The organism is Candidatus Binatia bacterium (genome assembly GCA_036563615.1).
In the GTDB taxonomy this organism is placed as follows: domain Bacteria; phylum Desulfobacterota; class Binatia; order UBA12015; family UBA12015; genus DATCMB01.
The window spans coordinates 71,362-90,575 of the sequence record DATCMB010000004.1; the positions used below are offsets into that span (position 1 = coordinate 71,362).

A 19,214-nucleotide genomic window follows, 5' to 3' on the forward strand; every position below is an offset into this window, starting at 1 on the left:
GCCATAGCGGACGGCGGGCCGCGACGCGACGTCTCCGGGGCGCGCTCTGGCAACAGTCGGTGCGCCACCGTTTGCCGCCGTCAAGCGCGCCGCGCTAGGGTCGCGCCGCCACCATGAGCAACCGCCTGCCTGCGTTCCTGCGGATTCCGTGGCTGACGCTGCTCGCCATCGCGCTCGCGACCCTCGCGCTGGGCTACGCGGCCCGCACGATCCAGGTCGACAGCGCGATCGAGAACCTGCTCCCGGTCGACGATCCGGAGCACGACTTCTACGACGAGGCGCGTCGCACCTTCGGCAGCGAGGAGACGGTCGTCGTCGGGCTCTTCACGGACGACGTCTTCTCGCCGCAGGCGCTCGCCGACATCGACCGGCTGTCGACCGACCTCGCGAAGCTCGACGGCGTGCGCGAGGTGCTGAGCCTGACCACGATCAAGGGCGTCGAGGCCCAGGACGGCACGGTCAGCGTCGGCCGCATGATGCGCAAGCTGCCGACGACCGACGAGGAGACGCGCGCCTTCGCGAAGAAGATTCTCGAGGCGCCGCTCTACACCGGAAACCTGGTCGCGCCCGACGGCAAGGCGACCATCGTCGCGGTGCTGTTCGAGCCGATGAGCGACGAGGAGTTCCTCGCGCGCGGGCTCGAGCCGCAGATCCGCGAGCGCGTCGAGGAGCTCGCGGCGTACGACCCGGCGATCACCGGCATCCCGACGCTCAAGGTGCGCGGCGCCCGCCTCATGGAAGAGGACCTGCGGCGCTTCGTGCCGCTCGCGGTGCTGCTCGTCATCGCCGTGCTGGCGTGGGAGTTCCGCACGCTGCGCGGCGTCGTCCTGCCGCTCGCGGCGGTCGTGATCGGCGTCGTGTGGACGGTCGGCCTGATGGCGCTCACCGGCAGCAAGATCAACATGGGCACGCTGATCCTGCCGCCGCTGCTGATGGCGATCGGCATCGCATACGCGATCCACGTGCTGAGCCGCTACTACATCGAGCGCCGCGAGGCGGCGTCGGTGAGGGACGCGGTCGCGGCGACCGTGCGCCACATCCGCGTGCCGCTCGGGGTCGCGTGGCTGACCACCGTGCTCGGCTGCGTGACGCTCGCCTTCAACGCCATTCCGGCGATCCGCGACTTCGGCATCTGGTCGGCGTTCGGCATCACGGCGATCTTCCTCGTCTCGCTGGTCTTCATCCCGGCGATGCTGCTGCTCCTGCCCGACACCGGACGCGAGCCGCCGGGCGAGCGCGTCGACAGCGCGTTCGCGTACTGGCTCGGACGCCTCGGCGAGTTCGCGGTGCGCGAGCGGCGCATCGTCCTGCCGATCACCGCGCTGCTGTGCGCCGCGGCCCTGGTCGGCGCGACGCAGATCCGCCTCGAGACCAACTACCTCGAGTTCTTCGACGAGGCCGGACGCGAGCGTCGCGACAACGCCCGCATCGCGGCGGCGATCGGCGGCACGCAGCCGCTCTACCTGGTGATCGACGGCCCGAAGCGCGCGATGCGCGACCTCGAGGTGCTGCGCGCGATCGCCGACGTGCAGGACTTCGTCGCCAAGCAGCCGGGCGTCGACACCACGCTGTCGCTGGTCGACTACCTCCGGATCGTCAACGGCGCGCTCAACCAGGAGGTCGGCGACGTGCTGCCCGATCGCCAGGCGGACGTCGAGCAGCTCTTCATGTTCGTCGATCCGGCGGAGCTCGCGCCGGTCGTCACGCAGGACTACACGCGGGCGAACATCATCGTCGGCACGAACCTCGCCGGCTCCGCCGAGATCGGCGAGCTCATCGAGCGCGTGCAGCAGTACGCCAACGCGCGCCTGCCCGTGGGTCTGACGATGCGCGCGACCGGCAACATCGTGCTGCTCAACCGCTCCGCGGACGAGGTCGCGCAGGGCCAGATCAGCGGCCTCTGGCAGGTCTTCCTCGTCCTGCTGATCCTGATGTCGTCGCTCTTCCTGTCCGTGCGGACGGGGCTCCTGTCGCTGGTGCCGAACCTGGTGCCGATCGTCGCCCTGTTCGGGCTCATGGGCTTCGGCGGCATCGACCTCAACGTCTCGACCAGCATGATCGCGGTGATCGCGCTCGGCATCGCGGTCGACGACACGATCCACTACTTCAACGAGTTCAAGCTGCAGATCCAGCAGAGCGGCGACGTGCACCGCGCGATCCTGGGCGTGGTGCGCGTCGTCGGACGGCCGATCGTGTTCACCGCGATCGCGCTGTCCGCGGGCTTTCTGATTCTATGCTTGTCGAATTTCGAGCCGATCCGCCAGTTCGGCTACCTCGCGAGCTTCACGATGGCGTCGGCGCTGGTCGCGGAGCTGCTGATCACGCCGGGGCTGGTCGTGAGCACCACGGTGATCACGCTGTGGGACCTGCTCTACGTGAAGCTCGGGCCACGTCCGCACCGCGAGATCCCGCTGTTCACCGGGCTGCGCTCGCTGCAGGCGCGCATCGTCGTGCTGATGGGACGTCTGCGCTCCGCGCAGCCCGGCGAGTTCATCACCCGACGCGGCGAGATGAAGCGCGAGCTCTACGTGCTGCTCTCCGGACGCGTCGGCGTGCGGCGCGAGGATGGACACGTCGCCCTGCGCACGCTCGGGCGCGGCGACGTGCTCGGCGAGATGGGGCTCGTGCGCGAGCGGCCGCGCTCGGCGGACGTCGTGGCGCTCGAGCCGACCGAGTACCTGGTGCTCGACCAGGACTTCCTGACCCGCATCGAGCGACGCCACCCGCGCATCGCGGCGCGCGTTTTCCTGAACCTGACGCGCATCCTGAGCGACCGGCTCGAGAGCACGACCGATCAATTGGTCGTCATTTCCCAAAAAATGGGCTAGGAAGCCGGCGGGCCGCGGCCCGTCTCGGGCAGATGTTCGCAGCCGACCAGCAAGAGAGGGAGATCCAGTGACGAAGCGTAGCTTGACGACCATCGTTCTCGGCGCCCTGGCGTGGCTCGCCGCGGCGCCTTCGCTCGCCGCCAACGACGAGGCGGCCAACCTGGTGCGAAAGGCCGTCGACGCCCTGCCCAAGCAGTCCTTCAAGGCGCAGCTCAAGCTCACGCCGGCCAACGCGGCGCCGCGTGATCTGACGCTCCGCCACAAGCTCGTCGGCGCCGCGCGTGCGAGCTACCTCGAGGTGACGTCGCCCGAGGAGCTCGAGGGCATCCGCTTTTTGTTCCTCGAGCACCCGAACGGCGAGCCCGAGCAGTACATCAAGGTCGCCGCGGCGCGCAGCCCGGTCCGCGTCCAGGACCAGATCCGCAAGCAGCCGTTCCTCGAGTCGGACTTCTACGTCTCGGACCTCGTCGAGCCGAACCTCGACAACTACGAGTACAAGTTCGTCGGCGAGGAGGAGCTGCTCGGGCGCAAGACGAAGCTCGTCGAGATGGTCCCGAAGAACTCGGCGAACGAGATCTACGGCAAGACGGTGATCGCGATCGACCCGCAGGATCTGCTGATCCTGAAGCGCTCGTTCTACGACCTGAGCGGCAAGCTGCAGAAGGTCTGGACCATCGACGCGATCGACAAGGTCGACGGCATCTGGACGATCCGCGACCAGCGCATGACGACCGTCGAGCCCGGGACGACGTCGCGCCTCGAGACGCCGACGATCGAGTACGGGGTGGACCTCAAGGACACGATGTTCACCCCGGAGTATCTGAAGCGCTAGGCGCGACACGCAGCGACCACGCTCCGCCCTCGGCGCGTGCGACGACGTAGAGTCCGCCGCCGGGGGCGGCGAGCGTACGGATCGCGCTCAGGCCCGAGCTCGTGGTCTGCGGCGCGCCGTGGCGCGCCGGGTAGAAGGAGAGCAGCTCGACGCCCGCTGCGGCGCCCTCGCCGCTCGCCTCCAGCACGCCCGTCGCGTGCTGCCAGCGCAGCGAGACGAGGCGTCCCGGCGCCGCGCGCACGTAGCCGCGCGTCAGCTGCTCGACGAGCGCCGTCCGCACGCCGACGATCTCGTTCGACCGGCAGTCGACCTCGAACTCGCCCCACACCTCGGGAATGCGCCCGGCGCGGAAGTCGCCCGCCTTGTGCGGGTCGCCGCACGACTCGCGCCAGGTCCACAGCGTCGCGCCGAAGCGGAACTCGTCCTGCAGCTCCTGGTGGACGAGGAAGTACGGATCGTCGGGGTTCTCGGCGCGGCTCGGTGAGGAGCCCCACTCGCCGGACAGCACCGGCACGCCGCCGAACGTCGCCGCCTCCTCGCGCGCGATCTCGAACGCCTCGCGCGTGATCGGACCGCCGTTGAAGCCGCCGGTGTAGACGTGCGGCGCGTAGACGACGTCGTCGTCATGCGGAAAGTCGGGCGGCGCGCCGCGCCCGATCGCCGACCACAGCGCCGAGGGCTCGAACAGGACGAGGTGCGGAAAGCCGCCCGCCGCTCGCTCCGCGGCGCGGATCGCGGCGAGCGCGTCGCCGTAGAGATCCGCGAGCGCGGCGAGCGCGTCGGGCAGGAAGGCGTTCGGCTCGTTCATCAGATCGTAGCCCGCGACCGCCGGGTCGCGCGCGAAGCGCGCCGCGACGTGCGCCACCATCGCGACGTAGCGCGTGCGGATCCCGACGCCGTCCGGACCCGGGTCGTCGCGCCAGAACGCGTCCCACGCCGCCACCACCGCGGGGCTCGACTCGCGCAGCCCGCCGATCGTGCAGCGCGGCGCGCCGCCGTCGAGCGTCGCCCAGCCGGGCGCGCCGTCCCAGCCGAACGCCGGCTGCTGGTCCGGCGGACACGCCTCGTCGGGGCGCGCGGCGAGCGTCGGTCCCCAGGCGTCCTGGTGGAAGTCGAGGATCGTGTAGACGCCGCGGCGCGCGAGCAGATCGACGGCGACCGCGACCTGGTCGAGGTACGCCTCGTCGTAGCGTCCGGGCTCCGGCTCGACGCGCGACCACGACAGCAGCAGCCGCACCGCGCTCCAGCCGATCGCGGCGATCTGCTCGGCGTCCTCCTCGCCGAACGGGAACACGGTCGGGAAGTCGCCGAACGCCCAGTACTCGGCGAGCGCGTTGACGTTCACGCCGCGCAGCAGCACCTCGCGCCCCTCGGCGTCGACGATGCGACCGCCGCGAACGGGATCCGGCTCGGCGTGCAGCGCCGGCAGACGCAGGGCGTCGTCGCGCGGCGCGCTCGGCGCGTCACTGCAAGCAGAAAAAACGCTCACGACGAGCGCCAGCGCGAGCGCACGCAACGAGGCGCGCGCCGCCCGGCGCTCCTTCGACGGGATCGGGTGCATTTCTCCTCCGGAAGAGCTCAGCCCAGGACGCGGCCGCGAGCGATGGTGCCGCCGCCGTCGACCGGCAGCAGCGCGCCGGTGACGAACTCGCTCTCGCGGCTCGCGAGGTAGACGACCGCCCAGGCGACGTCCTCGGGACGTCCGAGGCGCGTCAGGTGCATCGCCTCGAGCTCGGCGCGGCGCTCGGGCGTCATGCCGGCGTCGCGTCGCTCGTTGACGACGTAGCCGACCGACAGCGCGTTGCAGCGGATGCCCTGACGTCCGTACTCGACGGCGATCGCGCGCGTCAGCGCGTTGAGCCCGCCCTTGCTCGCGACGTAGGCGGCGAAGCCGGCGCTCGCGCGCTCGGCCTGGCGCGACGAGACGTTGATGATCGAGCCGTGCCCGGCGCGCAGCATGTGCGGGATCGCGGCCCGACAGAGCCAGGCGGCGCTGGTCAGGTTGACGCGCAGCACGCGCTCCCAGACCTCCGTGTCGAGCTCGCCGACGCGCGTCCGCCCGCCGGTGCCGGCGGCGGCGTTGTTGACCAGCACGGTGAGCCCGCCGAGGCGCTGGGCGACCTCCTCGACGAGCCGCGCGCACTCCCGCTCGTCGGCGAGGTCGGCGGCGACGAAGGTCGCCTCGCCGCCCGCCGCGCGGATCGCGTCGACGACCGCCTCACCACGCGCCGCGTCACGACCGTGCACCGCGACCCGCGCGCCTTCGCGCGCGCAGATCGCCGCCGTGTGCTTGCCGATGCCGGACGTCGACCCGGTCACCAGCACGATCTCGCCGTCGAGGCGCCCCACGGGCGTCCGGGATACGCCCTGCCGCGCCGACGGGTCAACGGCGGAACGCCGATCCTGACACCTGTCAGGAATCGTTGACACGTGTCAGCGGCGGCGCTAGGCCCTACCCCGATGCAGCCCTGGACGCCGCAGCAGCTCGTCCGCCCGCGCAAGGGCGACCGCACGCGCGAGCGCCTCTACCAGGCGGCGCTCGACGAGTTCCGCGCGGTCGGCTTCGAGAACGCGAGCGTCGGGCAGATCGCGAGCCGCGCCGGCACCTCGCGCGCCGCCTTCTACTTCCACTTCCCCTGCAAGGAAGCGGTGCTGCTCGACCTGCAGTGGCGGATGGAGGTCGACATCGTCGAGCGCACGCGCGCAAGCGCGACGCTGCGCGAGTTCCTCACCGCGCTCGTCGACGCGCTGATCGCCTCCGAGGAGATCCTCGCGTCGCGCGATCTCATGCGCGACATGCTGAGCGTCTACATCCGCCCGCCGGCGGGGCTCGACCTGAGCACGCAGCCGTTTCCGCTGCTCAACGAGGTCGGACGCCGCTTCGCCCTCGCGAAGGAGCGCGAGCTGCGCGTCGGGCTCGACCCGGCGCAGGCGACCGACATCTTCTTGACGAGTCTCTTCGGCGCGCTCGTGTCGTGGTCCGTTCCGCTCGCGAGCCGGCGTGACGACCTGCTGCAGCTCGCCGCCCTCTTCCTCGCCGACGCGCCGGAGGCGTCGCCCGCGAGCTGAAACCGAAGGAAGTACCTTGGAGACCTACGCCCGCTTTCTCGTCCGCCGCGCCTGGCTGGTGCTCGGCGCGGTCGCGCTCGTGACCGTCTGGATCGCGCTCGGCCTCCGCGAGCTGCGCACCGACTTCGACGTCGAGTCGAGCCTGCCCAAGGGCCATCCCTTCGTCGAGATCGACAAGACGATCCGCGAGCAGTTCGGCGGACGCCACACGGTCATCGCGCTGATGGTGCCGCGCGACGGCGGCGACGTCTGGCGCACCGAGATCCTCGAGACGGTGCGCGACGCGACGCTGCTCGCGCTGCGCATGGACGACGTCATCGCGCAGAACGTCGTCAGCCTCGCGTCGCCGAACGTGCGCGCGATCGAGGACGTCGGCGGCACGCTGAACGTCGACCTGGTGATGCGCGACCCGCCGCAGACGCCGGAGGAGATCGCGGCGCTGCGGGCCAAGGTCGAGGCCGATCCGCAGCTCGAGGGCATGGTGGTGACGCCGGACCAGCGCGCCGCGGTGCTCGTGTTCGACTTCTGGGAGGACGCCGAGCGCAACGAGATGGCGCAGCGCGCGCTCGCGATCGCCGAGGAGCTGCGCGACCGTCCGGTCGACTTCTACTTCGCCGGCGAGCCGATGCTGTCGCTGACCGACGTCGAGCAGTCCAAGGAGGTCGGGCGTCGGATCCCGATCACCTTCGCGGTGATCGCAGTCATGCTGCTGATCTCGTTCCGCAACGTCCAGGGCATGCTGATCCCGATGCTGACCGCGGCGCTCAGCACCGTCTGGGGGCTCGGGCTCATGGGCCACACCGGCATCGTGATCGACTCCTGGAACGTCGCCACGCCGATCCTGCTGATCGCGATCGCGGCCGGGCACTCGGCGCAGATGCTCAAGCGCTACAGCGAGGAGGTGGCGCGCCTCGGCGACAACCGCGAGGCGGTGGTCGCCTCGACGGTGGCGATGGGTCCAGTGATGATCGCGGCGGGCGGTGTCGCGGCGCTCGGCTTCGCGTCGCTGGTGCTGACCGGCATCCCGGCGATCGTCGGCTTCGGTCTGTCGTGCGCGTACGGCATCGCGAGCGCCGTGATCCTCGAGATGACCTTCATCCCGGCGCTGCGCACCGTGCTGCCCGCGCCGCGCGTGCGCACCTCGAGCACCGGTCCGACGGCGCGGCTCCTCGCGATGCTCGAGTCCGCGATCCTCGCGAACCGCGGGCGCTCGGTGCTGATCGCGACGGCGATCGCGCTCGTCGTCGCGATCATCGGCGCGCTGCAGATCCGCACCTACGGCCCGACCAGCGAGTACATGGCGCGCGGCAGCCTGCCACGCCACCACCTCGAGGAGATCAAGCGCCACTTCCCGGGCACGGTGACGATGAACGTGCTCTACGAGGGTCCGCCCGACAGCGTCAAGAACATCGCGGTGCTGAAGCACATGGACGCGCTGCGGGCCGAGCTCGAGAAGGACCCGCTCGTCTGGCGCACGGCGTCGCTGGTCGACCTGGTCAAGATGCTGCACAAGACCTTCAACCCAGAGGCGCCGGTCCCCTACTCCCTGCCCGACGACCAGGAGCTGGTCTCGCAGCTCATCTTCCTCGGCGACTCGCCCGCCTTCGAGCGCTTCATCGACCGCGGCTACACGAAGTCGCTGCTGATCGCGTACCTGCGCGACGACGACTCGGCGCTCGTCGGTCCGCTCGTGCGCCGCGCGCAGGAATGGCTCGCGGCGAACCCGCCGCCGGAGGGCGAGCGCGTGCTGATCGCGGGCGGCGTCGGGCCGACGGTGCTCGCGGTGAACGAGCACACGACGCACAGCAAGGTGATCAACATGCTGATCGTCCTGCTGACGATCTACGCCGTGTCGTCGGTCGTGCTGCGCTCGCCGCTCTCGGGGGTCTACGTCGTCACGCCGATCGTGCTGAGCCTCGTGCTGCTCTTCGGCATGCTCGGCTGGACCGGAATCCGCCTCGACATGGGCTCGTCGACGATCCTCGCGATGGCCGCGGGCATCGGCGCCGACTACGCGATCTACTTCCTCTACCGCCTGCGCGAGGAGCACTCGCGGGTCGACGACGACGCGGCGGCCCTGCATGCCGCCATGCAGACCTCGGGTCGCGCCGTGGTGTTCGTCGCGTCGAGCATCGCCGCCGGCTTCGCGGTGATGGGCCTCGGCTCGGACTTCTTCGGGCTGCGGCTGTTCGGCACGCTGATGCCGACCGCGATGGTGATCTCGTGCATCGCGTCGCTCGCCGTGATGCCGGTGCTCGTGCTGCGCACGCGTCCCGCGTTCGTCTTCGGACCGCGCTTCACGCGCGCCGAGGCGACGACCGCCGCCGCGACCGGCGCCTGACGCGACGCACCCGGCGCGTCTGACGCATCGCACCTGACGCGACGCACCGCCGAGCGCAAGGGATCGGCGGCGTGCGACGTTCGTTGCTCGGGTGGTGACGCGCAACGTCGTCGCACGGCCGCGCCTCGGCGCGTCCGCTCGCGCATTCGTCGTTGACGAACCGGCCTCCGTTCAGGTTCTCTGGCGGAACCACGACCACGCACCGGTGGCCGGCGAGCGCGCCGGTCGCAGCACGGGCATGCAATGGATGCCTCTCAGGATCTTCCGAACGCCTTCCTCCGGGCCCATCGCCTCGCCGGTCGTCGCGTCGGGAGCGCTCGCGGGCACGGTCGTCCGATCGTCGCGGAGCGCGAGCCCGGCCGGGACGACGGCACGAGCGATCGCACGTCTCACGCAGCGCGGCAGACGCTCTTATGCTTGACACCACCTGCAGAAATGTCGCATGGTGGCTGTAGCTTGTTCCAGCGGCGCCAGCGTCGGCGCGCGATGTCCGCATGAGAGCGCCGATCGGACCTGGCACGGATGGTGCTCGAGCCCCCCGCCGGAGGGTTCGATGCGCTATCTGGTTGCGGGGCTGCTGGGCGTGCCGGGGGCGGTCATCCTGGTGTGGATGGCGATCGAAGGCTGCTGACGTGCGGGAGCGGCGTCGTGGACGACGCGCGTCCCGGCCCTCGTCGACGGCGCTCGCAACCCTGCTCGCGGTCGTAGCCGCGCTGCTCTTCGGCTTCGTCGTCCCCCGCCCGGCGCGCGCGATCGATCGCCTCGAAGCGGACGAGACCATCTCGCAGCTTCTCGTGACCGCGCCGCCCGGCGAAGCGGAGCTCGAGGACACCGCCGAGCGCCGACGCTGGGCGATCCTGCCGCAGATCGGCTTCGGTCCCGACACCGGCGTGCTCGGCGGGCTCAAGTTCACGAACCGCAACCTGCTCGGCTCGGGCGCGACGCTCGACGTCGACGGCATCTACGCGATCGAGGGCCAGCAGGCGCTCGAGATCCAGTTCGGCTCGCCGTTCCTGCTCGAGAACCGGATGCTGCTGCTCGCGCGCACGTACTACGCGTACGATCCGCAGCAGGAGTTCTTCGGCCTCGGCAACAACGACCAGGGCCCCGAGCCGGCGTCGACCAACGGCATCCAGGACATCGGCGGCAGCATCACCGCCGGCTGGCGGCTCTACGAGCGGCTCTCGCTCAACGCGCAGATGACGATCCGCAACGTCGTCATCACGGACGGGCGCCGCAAGGGCGACATCCCGTTCACGCGCGAGCGCTTCCCCGACCTGCCCGGCATCGACGGCGGCACGGTGGTGCCGTTCGGGCTGTCGCTGGTCTGGAACAACCGCGACGACCTCTTGCGTCCGACGCGCGGCTGGCGCGCGATCCTCAAGGTGCTGCACGCGAACCCGTCGCTCGGCAGCGACTTCGAGTACTCGCAGTTCATCGTCGACCTCGGCTACCTGCGCACCTTCTTCGACGGCAACCTGACCTTCGCCGCACGCTTCAACGGCGAGTACATCCAGTCGCCGGACGAGCAGACGCCGTTCTGGGAGCTCACCGAGCTCGGCGGCGACGACACCCTGCGCGGCTTCTTCCCGAACCGCTTCCTCGGCACGTCGCGCGTGCTGGTCAACACCGAGATCCGCTTCCCGATCGTCGACTTCGACTTCTTCGACCTGTGGCGGGTCGAGATCGACGGCGTCCTCTTCGGCGACGGCGGGCGCGTCTTCATCTCCGACGAGGAGCTGCGCGACGAGTTCAGCATCGACGACGACCTGCTCGAGCGCATCATCGACGACTTCCAGTACGACTACGGCGGCGGCTTCCGCATCAAGCTCGCCGACGCGCTGGTCGCGCGCATCGACGTCGGCTTCAGCGACGAGGAGACGGGTCTGGTGTACCTGGAATTCGGCCAGACGTTCTGAACCAGCCGAGCCAGGACCAGCGGCGGCGCACGCGGTGCGGACGCTCGTCGGGCGCCACGCCCATCACGCGGCGCTCGAGCCAGCGTCCGCCGAAGAACAGCGCGACGATCACGAGCGCGAGCAGCAGCACGTTGGTCGCGCCCGGCTGGCGCACCGTGCGCAGCAGCTGCTCCGCGAACACCGCCGCGCCGACGATGCCGGGCAGCATCCCGAGCGCGGTGCCGGCGAGGAAGTCGCGCAGCCGGATCTGCGCCGCGCCGGCGGCGAGGTTCACCACGGCGAACGGCGCGAGCGGCAGCATGCGCACGACGGTCATCACCAGCACGCCGTGACGCGAGAGCCGGCTGCCGATCTTCGACAGCCGATGTCCGAAGAGGCTCCGCACGCGATCACGTCCGAGCGACACGCCGAGCGCGTAGCCCGCGCCGGCGCTCGCGAGCGAGCCGAGCAGCGCGTACAGCGCGCCGAGCGGCGCACCGAAGGCCGCCGTCGTCGCGACGATGAGCAACGTGACCGGCACGAGCAGCACGCCGCCCACGACGAACAGGCCGACCACGATCGGCGGCGCGTACGGGCTGCGCGCGAACGGCGTCAAGCGTCCCACGAGCTCCGCCGGATCGAACCAGTCGCGCAGCGGCGTCCACGCCCAGGTGGCGGCGATCGCCAGCACCACCGCCGCGCCGACGTAGAGCGGCCAGCGTCGCGGCAGCACGGGCTCGAGCGGCGCGACCATCTCCTGCAGCTCGTCGGCCGGGATCGGCCGCTCGCTGTCGAACACCGCCGCCGCGTCGACGAGGCTGTCCATCCACGGCGCGACCTCGTCGTCGATCGGCACCAGCGTGCGCGCGCCGCCGCGCAGCTTCTCGACCGTCGCCCCGAGCGATCCGCTGCGCGCGAGCTCCTCGTCGACGCGACCCGGCGGCACGCCGAGGTGCTCACCGAGCAGCTCACAGAGGAGCTTGCGCGCCGCGCGTCCCACGCGCCCGTCGCCCGCGTCCTCGATCGCCAGGTCGCACTCCGTGTCGAGGCCCATCGAGCGGTTGTTCAGGTTGGCCGAGCCGATGCGGATCAGGGTGTCGTCGACGATCATCAGCTTGGCGTGCACGTTGAGACGCGCGTCACCGAGGTCCGGCACCGTCGGGTGGTAGATGTGGAACCGACCGTGCGGGTCGTTGTCGCGGATGCGGCCGACGAGGCGCGCGCGCAGCGCGCCCATCGTCGTCTCCTCGAGCCAGCCCGCGCACTTGCTCGGGCCGACCACGACGACCTCCGGGCCGTCCGGTTCGCGCAGCCTGCGGATCAAGGCGTCGCCCACGGCGGCCGACGTCAAGTATTGATTCTCGACGTAGATCCAGCGCTCCGCCGCGGCGATCGCGTCGACGTAGAGCTCCTCGATCTCGCGCACCTCGGGCCGCCCCTGGTAGGCGGGCTGCGTGCGCGCGATCGCGACGTCGACGTCCTCGAGAGCGGGCTCGACCTCGGGCGGCCACGGCTCGCTGCGTGCGCGCACCGGACGCGGCAGCCGCCGCCCGGTCGCGCAGCGCCAGCGCTCGCGCACCAGGTCGCCGATCGCCGCCGCGATCGGACCTTCGACCATCATCTGGACGTCGTGCACCGGCGGGAACGGCGTGCCGCGCGCGTCGGTGCGACGCGGGTCGTCGGCGCGGTGCTCGCGGGTGTCCCAGCGTTCGGCCGCGATGTCCATGCCGCCGACGAACGCGACGCGATCGTCGACCACGACGATCTTCTGGTGGTGCGAGGCGCCGATCGGACAGCACGGGTCGAGGCGGAAGTGGAAGCGCCGCGGCATCTGCCACGCGAAGCGATACGCCGGCAGCAGCTCGCGGTCGCCCGCATAGAGCATCGGGAAGTCCCAGTCGAGGACGTTGACGTGCAGCGTGCGCCGGCGCTCGAGCACGCAGCGGAGAAACGACGCGAGCTGCGCCGGCAGCTCCGAGCCGCGTCCGCCGTGCCAGAGCTGCGTGCCGCCGTTGAAGTCCCAGCCGACGATCAGCACGGAACGGCGCGCGCGCTCGACCGCGTCCGCGAAGGCGGCGAAGTACGCCTCGGCGTCGATCAGGAACGCGACGCGGGTCGCGCGCTCGACGCGCCAGCAGTTGCGCCCGGGCTCGAGAACGGCGCTCGACTCGGGAAGCCGGCGCGCACCCTCTTGCCTCGCGCTCATCGTGGGAGGTTCCGAGGCGACGTGAGGAAGGAGGACGCGCGCGGATGCACGCCCTCCGCCCGATGTCGCCCGCGCGACTCCCACGGCTTCGTGTCCGCAGCCAGGGGCCGCGCCGTGTGCGCGCTCACTCCGGGATCACGACGACCGAGCGCTCTTCGCGGATCACGTCCATGCCGAGCGGCTGCTCGACGACGGTCGTGACCGTCCGCGACGGTGCGGGCTCCACCACCACGCCAGGACGCGACGTCGTCGTGCGCTCGACGACCGTCGACGACGAGTCGCCGTCGGTGTCGCGCACGGTCTCGACCTGGCGCGAGGTGACGACGGCGCCCTGCGCGAAGCGCGCCTCGCCGCGCGCCTCCGCGAGCTGCGCCTCCGCGCGTGCGAGCTCGGCGAGGTAGCGCGCGTCCTCGTAGTCGCCGTTCGACATCGCCTGGCGCGCGAGCGCGAGCTTGTCCTCCGCCGAGCGCAGCTCGACGGGCGCGTAGTGGTACGCCTTGGTGTCGCTCTGTGCGAGCTGCACCGCATGCTCCGCCGCCGCCATCTCGGCGAGCGGGCGGCGCGTCGCGGCGCAGGCCACCATGCTGCCGGCGAGCGCGAGCACCAGGCCGACGCGGACGACATTTGCGAAACTACCGATGGGTCGACGCTTCATTTTCGTTCTCCGCTTGCGGCCGCGCGTGCGGCGCGCCGATGCGTCGAACGGTCGCAAGGCCCGTGCCTCGTGATCCGCGCGTGCGAGCGCACGCGGGCAGCGACCGAACGGCGCGCAGCGCGAGCAGGACTTACAAGCGGTTCGGAAGAAACGACCGCTTCAGGCGTTGACGACCGCGCTCTCGGCGGTCGTGGTCTCGCGCGTCAGCGACTCGCGCAGCGCTTCCTGCGCGGCGCGCAGCGTCCCCACGACGACGTTCGCGCCCACGCTCTGCAGCGGGCCGATCACCGCGGTGTCGCCGTCCTTGACGCCGGGCAGGAGCACGATGATCACGAGGTTCGGGAACTGACGTCGCAGACGCCGGCAGAGGTAACGTGCGGTGAGCTCGCCGCGCGGCGGCAAGCCGGCGATGCATACCACGCGCGGCTCGCTGCTCTCCACCGTGCCGAGCACCTCGAGCGAGCCCGCGCCGCTCCACAGCAGGTCGAGCGCGATGCCGTCGCGCGCGAGCTCGCGCGCGAGGATCTGCAGCACCAGCTCGTCGGCGTCGCAGCCCGCCGGACAGCCGAGCACGCCCTCGATGCGCACCGTCGCGACGCGCTCCGGCTCGCCGCCGTCGGCCGCTGCGGCGCGCGCCTTCTCTTCTTCCTCCGCCTGGTCTTCCTCCGCCTGGGCGTTCAGCGTCGCGAGCAGCTGGCGCGCCGAGCGCATCATGCGCAGCTCCTCGTCCGACGACAGGCGGTGCGTCTCGCGGTCGATCCGCGTGCGCGCCAGCGCCGGCAGCAGCAGGTCGTCGTACACGTTGCACTCGGGGTTCGCGGCGCGGAGCTCCTGCACCACCTCGACCGCCTCGTCGAGGTCGGCGGCGAGCAGACGCTGGTAGAGCCGCACGTCGGGCTCGAGCACCTCCTCGTCGGCGAGCAGGTAGAAGATGAAGCGCAGCTCGGGGACGTGCTTGCTCAGCACGACGAGACACACCGTGAGCGGTGTGGCGAGCACGAGCCCGATCGGACCCCAGAGCCACGTCCAGAACGCGATCGCCGCGAGCAGCGCCACCTGCGACACGCCCGCCGACTGCCCGTAGAGCAGCGGCTCGGCGACCAGGTTGGTCGCGAGCTCGACGATTGCGAACAGCCCGGCGACGAGCAGCGGCGTCGACCAGCCGGGGAACGCCGCGAGCGACAGCACGAGCGGCATGCCCGCGCCGAGGAACGGACCGACGTACGGGATGAAGCGCAGCAGCGCGGCCATGAAGCCCCACAGCAGCGCGTACGGCACGCCGAGCGCCGCGAGCCCGACGCCCACCGCGACGCCGTAGCTCGCGTTGATCAGCGACTGCGCGAGCAGGTAGCGGCTGATGCGCTCCGCCGCCTCGTCGAGCGCGCGCGTCGTCACCGCGAGCCGCCCGTGGCCGATCAGGCGGATGAAGCGATCGCGCAGCTCGCGACGTTCGAGCAGCGTGAAGATGACGAGCACGAGCACCAGACCCGCGCTCGCGAGCCCCTCGAGGAGCGTCGGGATCTGCCACAGCACCGACGGCGCCTGCATCACGACCGGCACCGGCTCCTCGCCCTCCGCCTTCTGCAGCTGCCGCGGACGTGGCTTCGTGCCGCGCTCCACCGCGGCCATCACGTCCTCGAACGCGTGCGTGAACTTGTCGATCAGGCCGCCGCTCGTGACCCCTTGCAGATCGGCGACCTTGGCGCGGATGTTCGAGCGGTAGTTGGGCAGCTCGTCGGCGAGGTAGGTGACCTGCGTGAAGACGCCGAAGCTGATGGCGCCGAGCAGCCCGAAGGCGAGCACGACGACCACCACCACCGAGCCGATGCGTCCGAGCCGCAGGCGCTCGAAGCCGCGCACGACCGGGCTCAGGAGAAAGGACAGCAAGATCGCGAGCGCGATCGGGATCAGCACCGAGCTCGCGAAATAGAGAATCGCGAGCACCACGGCGCCGCCGAGCGCCATCATGGTGCCGCGCCCGTAGCGCAAGTTCGCGTCGCTCTCGATCGACTCGGGAGGTGGCGGACGCTCGGCGTCGAGCGTCACGGCCATTGGGATTCGGCCTCGGCGGGACGCCGCGCGAGCGCGGCGACCATCGACACGAGCTCCTGCGGCTCGACCGGCTTCGCGGCGTGCATCTGGAAGCCCGCCAGCAGCGCGCGCCGGCAGTCCTCGGTGCGCGCGAACGCGGTCAGCGCGAGCGCCGGGATCTTGCCGCCCTCCTCCTCGCGCAGGCTGCGCACGTGGCGGATCAGGTCGTAGCCGTCGCGATCGGGCATGGCGATGTCGCTGACGAGCACGTCCGGACGCAGCCGCGCGAGCGCGTCGAGGGCGCGGTTCACGGACGGCACGGCGCACACGTTGGCGCCGACCTCCTCCAGGATCACTTTGATGAGATCACGCGTCTCGCCGTCGTCGTCGACCACCAGCACGCGAAGACCAGAGAGCAAAGCATGGGCCGCTCGCGAATCCTCGGCCGCGGCCTGCGCGCCGTCGCTCGCCGACGCCGCCGCGGAGCGGATCGCCAGCACCGGCAGCGACACCCGGAAGGTCGCGCCGCGGCCCTCGCCCTCGCTGTACGCGGCGACCGATCCGCCGTGCAGCTCGACCAGGTGGCGCACGATCGCGAGCCCGAGGCCGAGACCGCCGGAGCGCCGCGTGGTGCTGCTGTCGACCTGGCGGAAGCGGTCGAAGATGCAGGCCAGGTCCTCGGGACGGATGCCGCAGCCGTTGTCCGTCACGTCGATCAGCGCGTGGCCGTCCTCGTGCGTCACCTGGACCTCGATGCGCCCGCCCTTCGGCGTGAACTTGACGGCGTTCGAGAGCAGGTTCCAGAACACCTGCTGCAGACGGCTCGCGTCGCCCGCGACCACCACCGACGAGGGATCGATCAGCGTCCGCACGTCGATCGCCTTGGCTTCCGCGGCGGGACGGATCGACTCGATCGCGGCCTCGACGATCGGCTCGAGGTCGAGCTGCTGCACCTCGAGGCGCAGCTTGCCGGACACGATGCGCGACACGTCGAGCAGGTCCGAGATCAGGCGCGTCTGCGCCTGCGCGCTGCTCTCGATGCGCTCGAGCCCGCGCGCGATCTCCGCCTCGCTCCGCTTGCCGCGCGTCAGGAGCTGGCACCAGCCGAGGATGGCCGTGAGCGGCGTGCGGAGCTCGTGCGACAGCGTCGCGAGGAACTCGTCCTTGGCACGGTTCGCGAGCTCGGCGGCGTTTCGCGCTTCCTGCGCGGCGCGGTAGAGCAACGCCTTGTCGAGCGACACCGCCGCCTGCGCCGCGATCGCGAGCACGACGCTCTCGTGACGCTCGGTGAACGCCGCGGGCCGCGAGTGGCCGAGCAGGATCGAGCCCAGCATCACGCCGCCGCCGGTCACGACCGGCACCGCGAGGTAGCTGCGGATCGGCGGGTGCCCGATCGGCAATCCGAAGTGCGGCGCGTTCTTGCCTTGACGCGGATCTTCGGCGACGTCCTCGAGGCGCACGACCATGCGATTCACGAAGGTCGCGCCGAGCAGCGCCGTCGGGCGCGGCGGCCCGATCTCGTCGAAGATCGCGCGGTCGATGCCGGAGACGGCGAAGATGCTCTGGTCGGACGCGCCGTCCTCGTTCGGGCCGCTGTAGAAGAACGCGCCGCACTCCGCGCCGGAGACGGCGGTCGCAGCGTCGATCGCGTCCTGCACGAGCTCCTGGACGTCGAGCTTCGCCGCGAACGAGCTGCTCACGCGGTGCAGGGTCTCGACGGTCTCGCGCTCGACGCGCAAGCGCTCCTCGTACTCGCGACGCTCGGTGATGTCGCGCACGTGCGCCGTGAACTCGCGTCCGGAGTCGAGCGCGATCTCGCTCACCGTGACCTCCGCCGCGAACTCGCTGCCGTCGCGTCGGCGCGCGCTGGTCTCGACGCGCTGGCCGAGGAACGCCCCCTCGCCGGTCGCGAGGTAGCGCGCGAAGCCGGCGCGCAGCTCGTCGCGGTACGATTCGGGGATCAGCGTCTCGAACAGGTCGCGGCCGAGCACCTCCGAGCGCGCGTAGCCGAAGGTCTCCTCGGCGGCGCGGTTGAACTCGGTGATGTGGCCCGCCTCGTCCATCGCGATGACCGCGTCGATCGACGATTCGAGGATCGCCGCGCGACGCGCCTCGCTCTCGCGGCGCGCGAGCAGCAGCGTCTGCAGGACGCTCGCGTTGTGCTCCGCCTGGTGCCGCGCGCGCAGCTGCGTGCGCATCGCGACGTAGAGCAGGATGCTGATCAGGCAGCCGCCGAGAAAGACGTAGGGGACCGACGGCAAGCGCGACGCGTCGTCGAACGGCGGTAGCGTGCGGAACGCGATCGCCCAGTCCTGCCCGGCGATGTCGAGCTTCGTGGTGGTCGTGAACGTCGGCGTCTCGTCGGCGAGCGCCGGGGAGAGCTCGGAGGAGTAGATGTGATCGCCGTCGGTGTGCCCGCCGTCGTAGACGCGGAAGGCGACCTGCGCCTGCTCGTTGGGCGGCACGCTCGCCGCGATGAAGTCCGCCGCGCCGATCGTCCCGAAGACGAAGCCAACCAGGTCGTCGCGTCGCGCATCGATGCCGGGCGGCGTCGTCGCCGAGCGGTACACCGGGACGAAGAGGTAGACGCCGAGCGGACCGGGCGCGTCCCCCGCCGACGGCAGCAGCATCGCCGCAGAACCTGCGGGCAGCCCGGAGTCCCGCGCCCGCTCCATCGCGGCGGCGCTGCGCTCGTCGCTGCCGAGGTCGCGGCCGATCGCGGCGTGGCTCGCGTCGTCGTGCGGCTCGAGCGCGACGATCGGGAAGTACTCGACGCGCTCCGTGTCGTCGGTGCGGATCCGCACCGAATCGCCGCCGCTGCGCGCGCGCTGCTCGAACTCCACGCGCTGCGCGGCCGGCACGCGCGCGACGAAGCCGACGCCGCGCAACCCGGGATAGCGCGCGTGCAGATCGGCGCGCTCGACGAAAGCGCGGAAGTCCGGCTCGTCCACCTCGCCGCCGGAGCCGAGGAGCGCGCTCGCCGCGTGCAGCAGCACGACGTAGGTCGCGAGCCGCGCTTCGATCGCGTCCGAGATCTCGCTCACCCGCCGCTCGAAGCGGTCGCGGTCGCGCGAGCCGTAGACCGAGTACGCGGTCCAGGTCGCGAGCACCGTCGCCAGCGCCGCCAGGAAGGCGACGCCGATCGGGGCCAGTTGCCTTCGAACGTGCGGCAGCGACAGTAGCTTCTTCATCGAGCGAACGGCGGGACGTGCCCCGCGGTAGCCGGGACGCACGCCCCCCACGGGGTGGTTGCGCGCGCCGATCGCTTGCACGTTCGGTACCTTTCGCGCCCGTGAGCCCGCGGCCGCGGCCTTACAAGGAGGGCTGCACGAGGGGCTGCCCAAGGAGGCGCCA

11 protein-coding genes are annotated in these 19,214 nt (G+C 71.3%); 5 read left to right on the forward strand and 6 right to left on the reverse strand.

Annotated elements, in window-relative coordinates; genetic code table 11:
- Positions 1 to 113 precede the first annotated feature (113 nt).
- Together VIS07_00345 and VIS07_00350 are read left to right on the forward strand one after the other, a co-directional pair.
- Entirely contained in the window at positions 114 to 2,828 is a 2,715-nt protein-coding gene (locus VIS07_00345) for an MMPL family transporter (protein ID HEY8513943.1), read from the forward strand.
- A gap of 67 nt (positions 2,829 to 2,895) precedes the next feature.
- Positions 2,896 to 3,660, forward strand: a complete 765-nt coding sequence (locus VIS07_00350; protein HEY8513944.1) for an outer membrane lipoprotein-sorting protein — start codon at positions 2,896 to 2,898, stop codon at positions 3,658 to 3,660.
- Here the strand turns inward: VIS07_00350 and VIS07_00355 are convergent.
- On the reverse strand, positions 3,635 to 5,221 hold the full coding sequence (locus tag VIS07_00355) for a cellulase family glycosylhydrolase (GenBank protein ID HEY8513945.1): 1,587 nt from the start codon (positions 5,219 to 5,221) through the stop codon (positions 3,635 to 3,637). The genes VIS07_00350 and VIS07_00355 overlap by 26 nt on opposite strands.
- Before the next feature lie 17 nt (positions 5,222 to 5,238).
- Entirely contained in the window at positions 5,239 to 6,009 is a 771-nt protein-coding gene (locus VIS07_00360) for an SDR family oxidoreductase (GenBank protein HEY8513946.1), read from the reverse strand.
- A gap of 111 nt (positions 6,010 to 6,120) precedes the next feature.
- Here VIS07_00360 and VIS07_00365 point away from each other — a divergent pair, with 111 nt between their 5' ends.
- From VIS07_00365 to VIS07_00375, 3 genes are all read left to right on the forward strand, one after another.
- Entirely contained in the window at positions 6,121 to 6,729 is a 609-nt protein-coding gene (locus VIS07_00365; protein HEY8513947.1) for a TetR/AcrR family transcriptional regulator, read from the forward strand.
- A 16-nt stretch (positions 6,730 to 6,745) separates the two neighbouring features.
- Positions 6,746 to 9,070, forward strand: coding sequence for an MMPL family transporter (locus tag VIS07_00370; GenBank protein ID HEY8513948.1), 2,325 nt, complete (start codon positions 6,746 to 6,748; stop codon positions 9,068 to 9,070).
- 632 nt (positions 9,071 to 9,702) lie between these two features.
- Positions 9,703 to 10,989, forward strand: coding sequence for a BamA/TamA family outer membrane protein (locus VIS07_00375; protein ID HEY8513949.1), 1,287 nt, complete (start codon positions 9,703 to 9,705; stop codon positions 10,987 to 10,989).
- Here VIS07_00375 and VIS07_00380 read toward each other — a convergent pair.
- The 4 genes from VIS07_00380 to VIS07_00395 all read right to left on the reverse strand — a co-directional run bounded on the left by VIS07_00380 (position 10,937) and on the right by VIS07_00395 (position 19,132).
- Positions 10,937 to 13,174, reverse strand: coding sequence for a VTT domain-containing protein (locus tag VIS07_00380; GenBank protein HEY8513950.1), 2,238 nt, complete (start codon positions 13,172 to 13,174; stop codon positions 10,937 to 10,939). The two genes, VIS07_00375 and VIS07_00380, sit on opposite strands and share 53 nt — an antisense overlap.
- 124 nt (positions 13,175 to 13,298) lie before the next feature.
- The gene (locus VIS07_00385) at positions 13,299 to 13,829 is read right to left on the reverse strand and encodes a DUF4398 domain-containing protein (protein HEY8513951.1); all 531 of its coding nucleotides are present in this window, start codon (positions 13,827 to 13,829) and stop codon (positions 13,299 to 13,301) included.
- A 159-nt stretch (positions 13,830 to 13,988) separates the two neighbouring features.
- Entirely contained in the window at positions 13,989 to 15,881 is a 1,893-nt protein-coding gene (locus VIS07_00390) for an AI-2E family transporter (GenBank protein HEY8513952.1), read from the reverse strand.
- Entirely contained in the window at positions 15,872 to 19,132 is a 3,261-nt protein-coding gene (locus tag VIS07_00395) for a CHASE domain-containing protein (GenBank protein HEY8513953.1), read from the reverse strand. The genes VIS07_00390 and VIS07_00395 overlap by 10 nt, the downstream gene beginning before the upstream one ends.
- Positions 19,133 to 19,214: the final 82 nt, after the last annotated feature.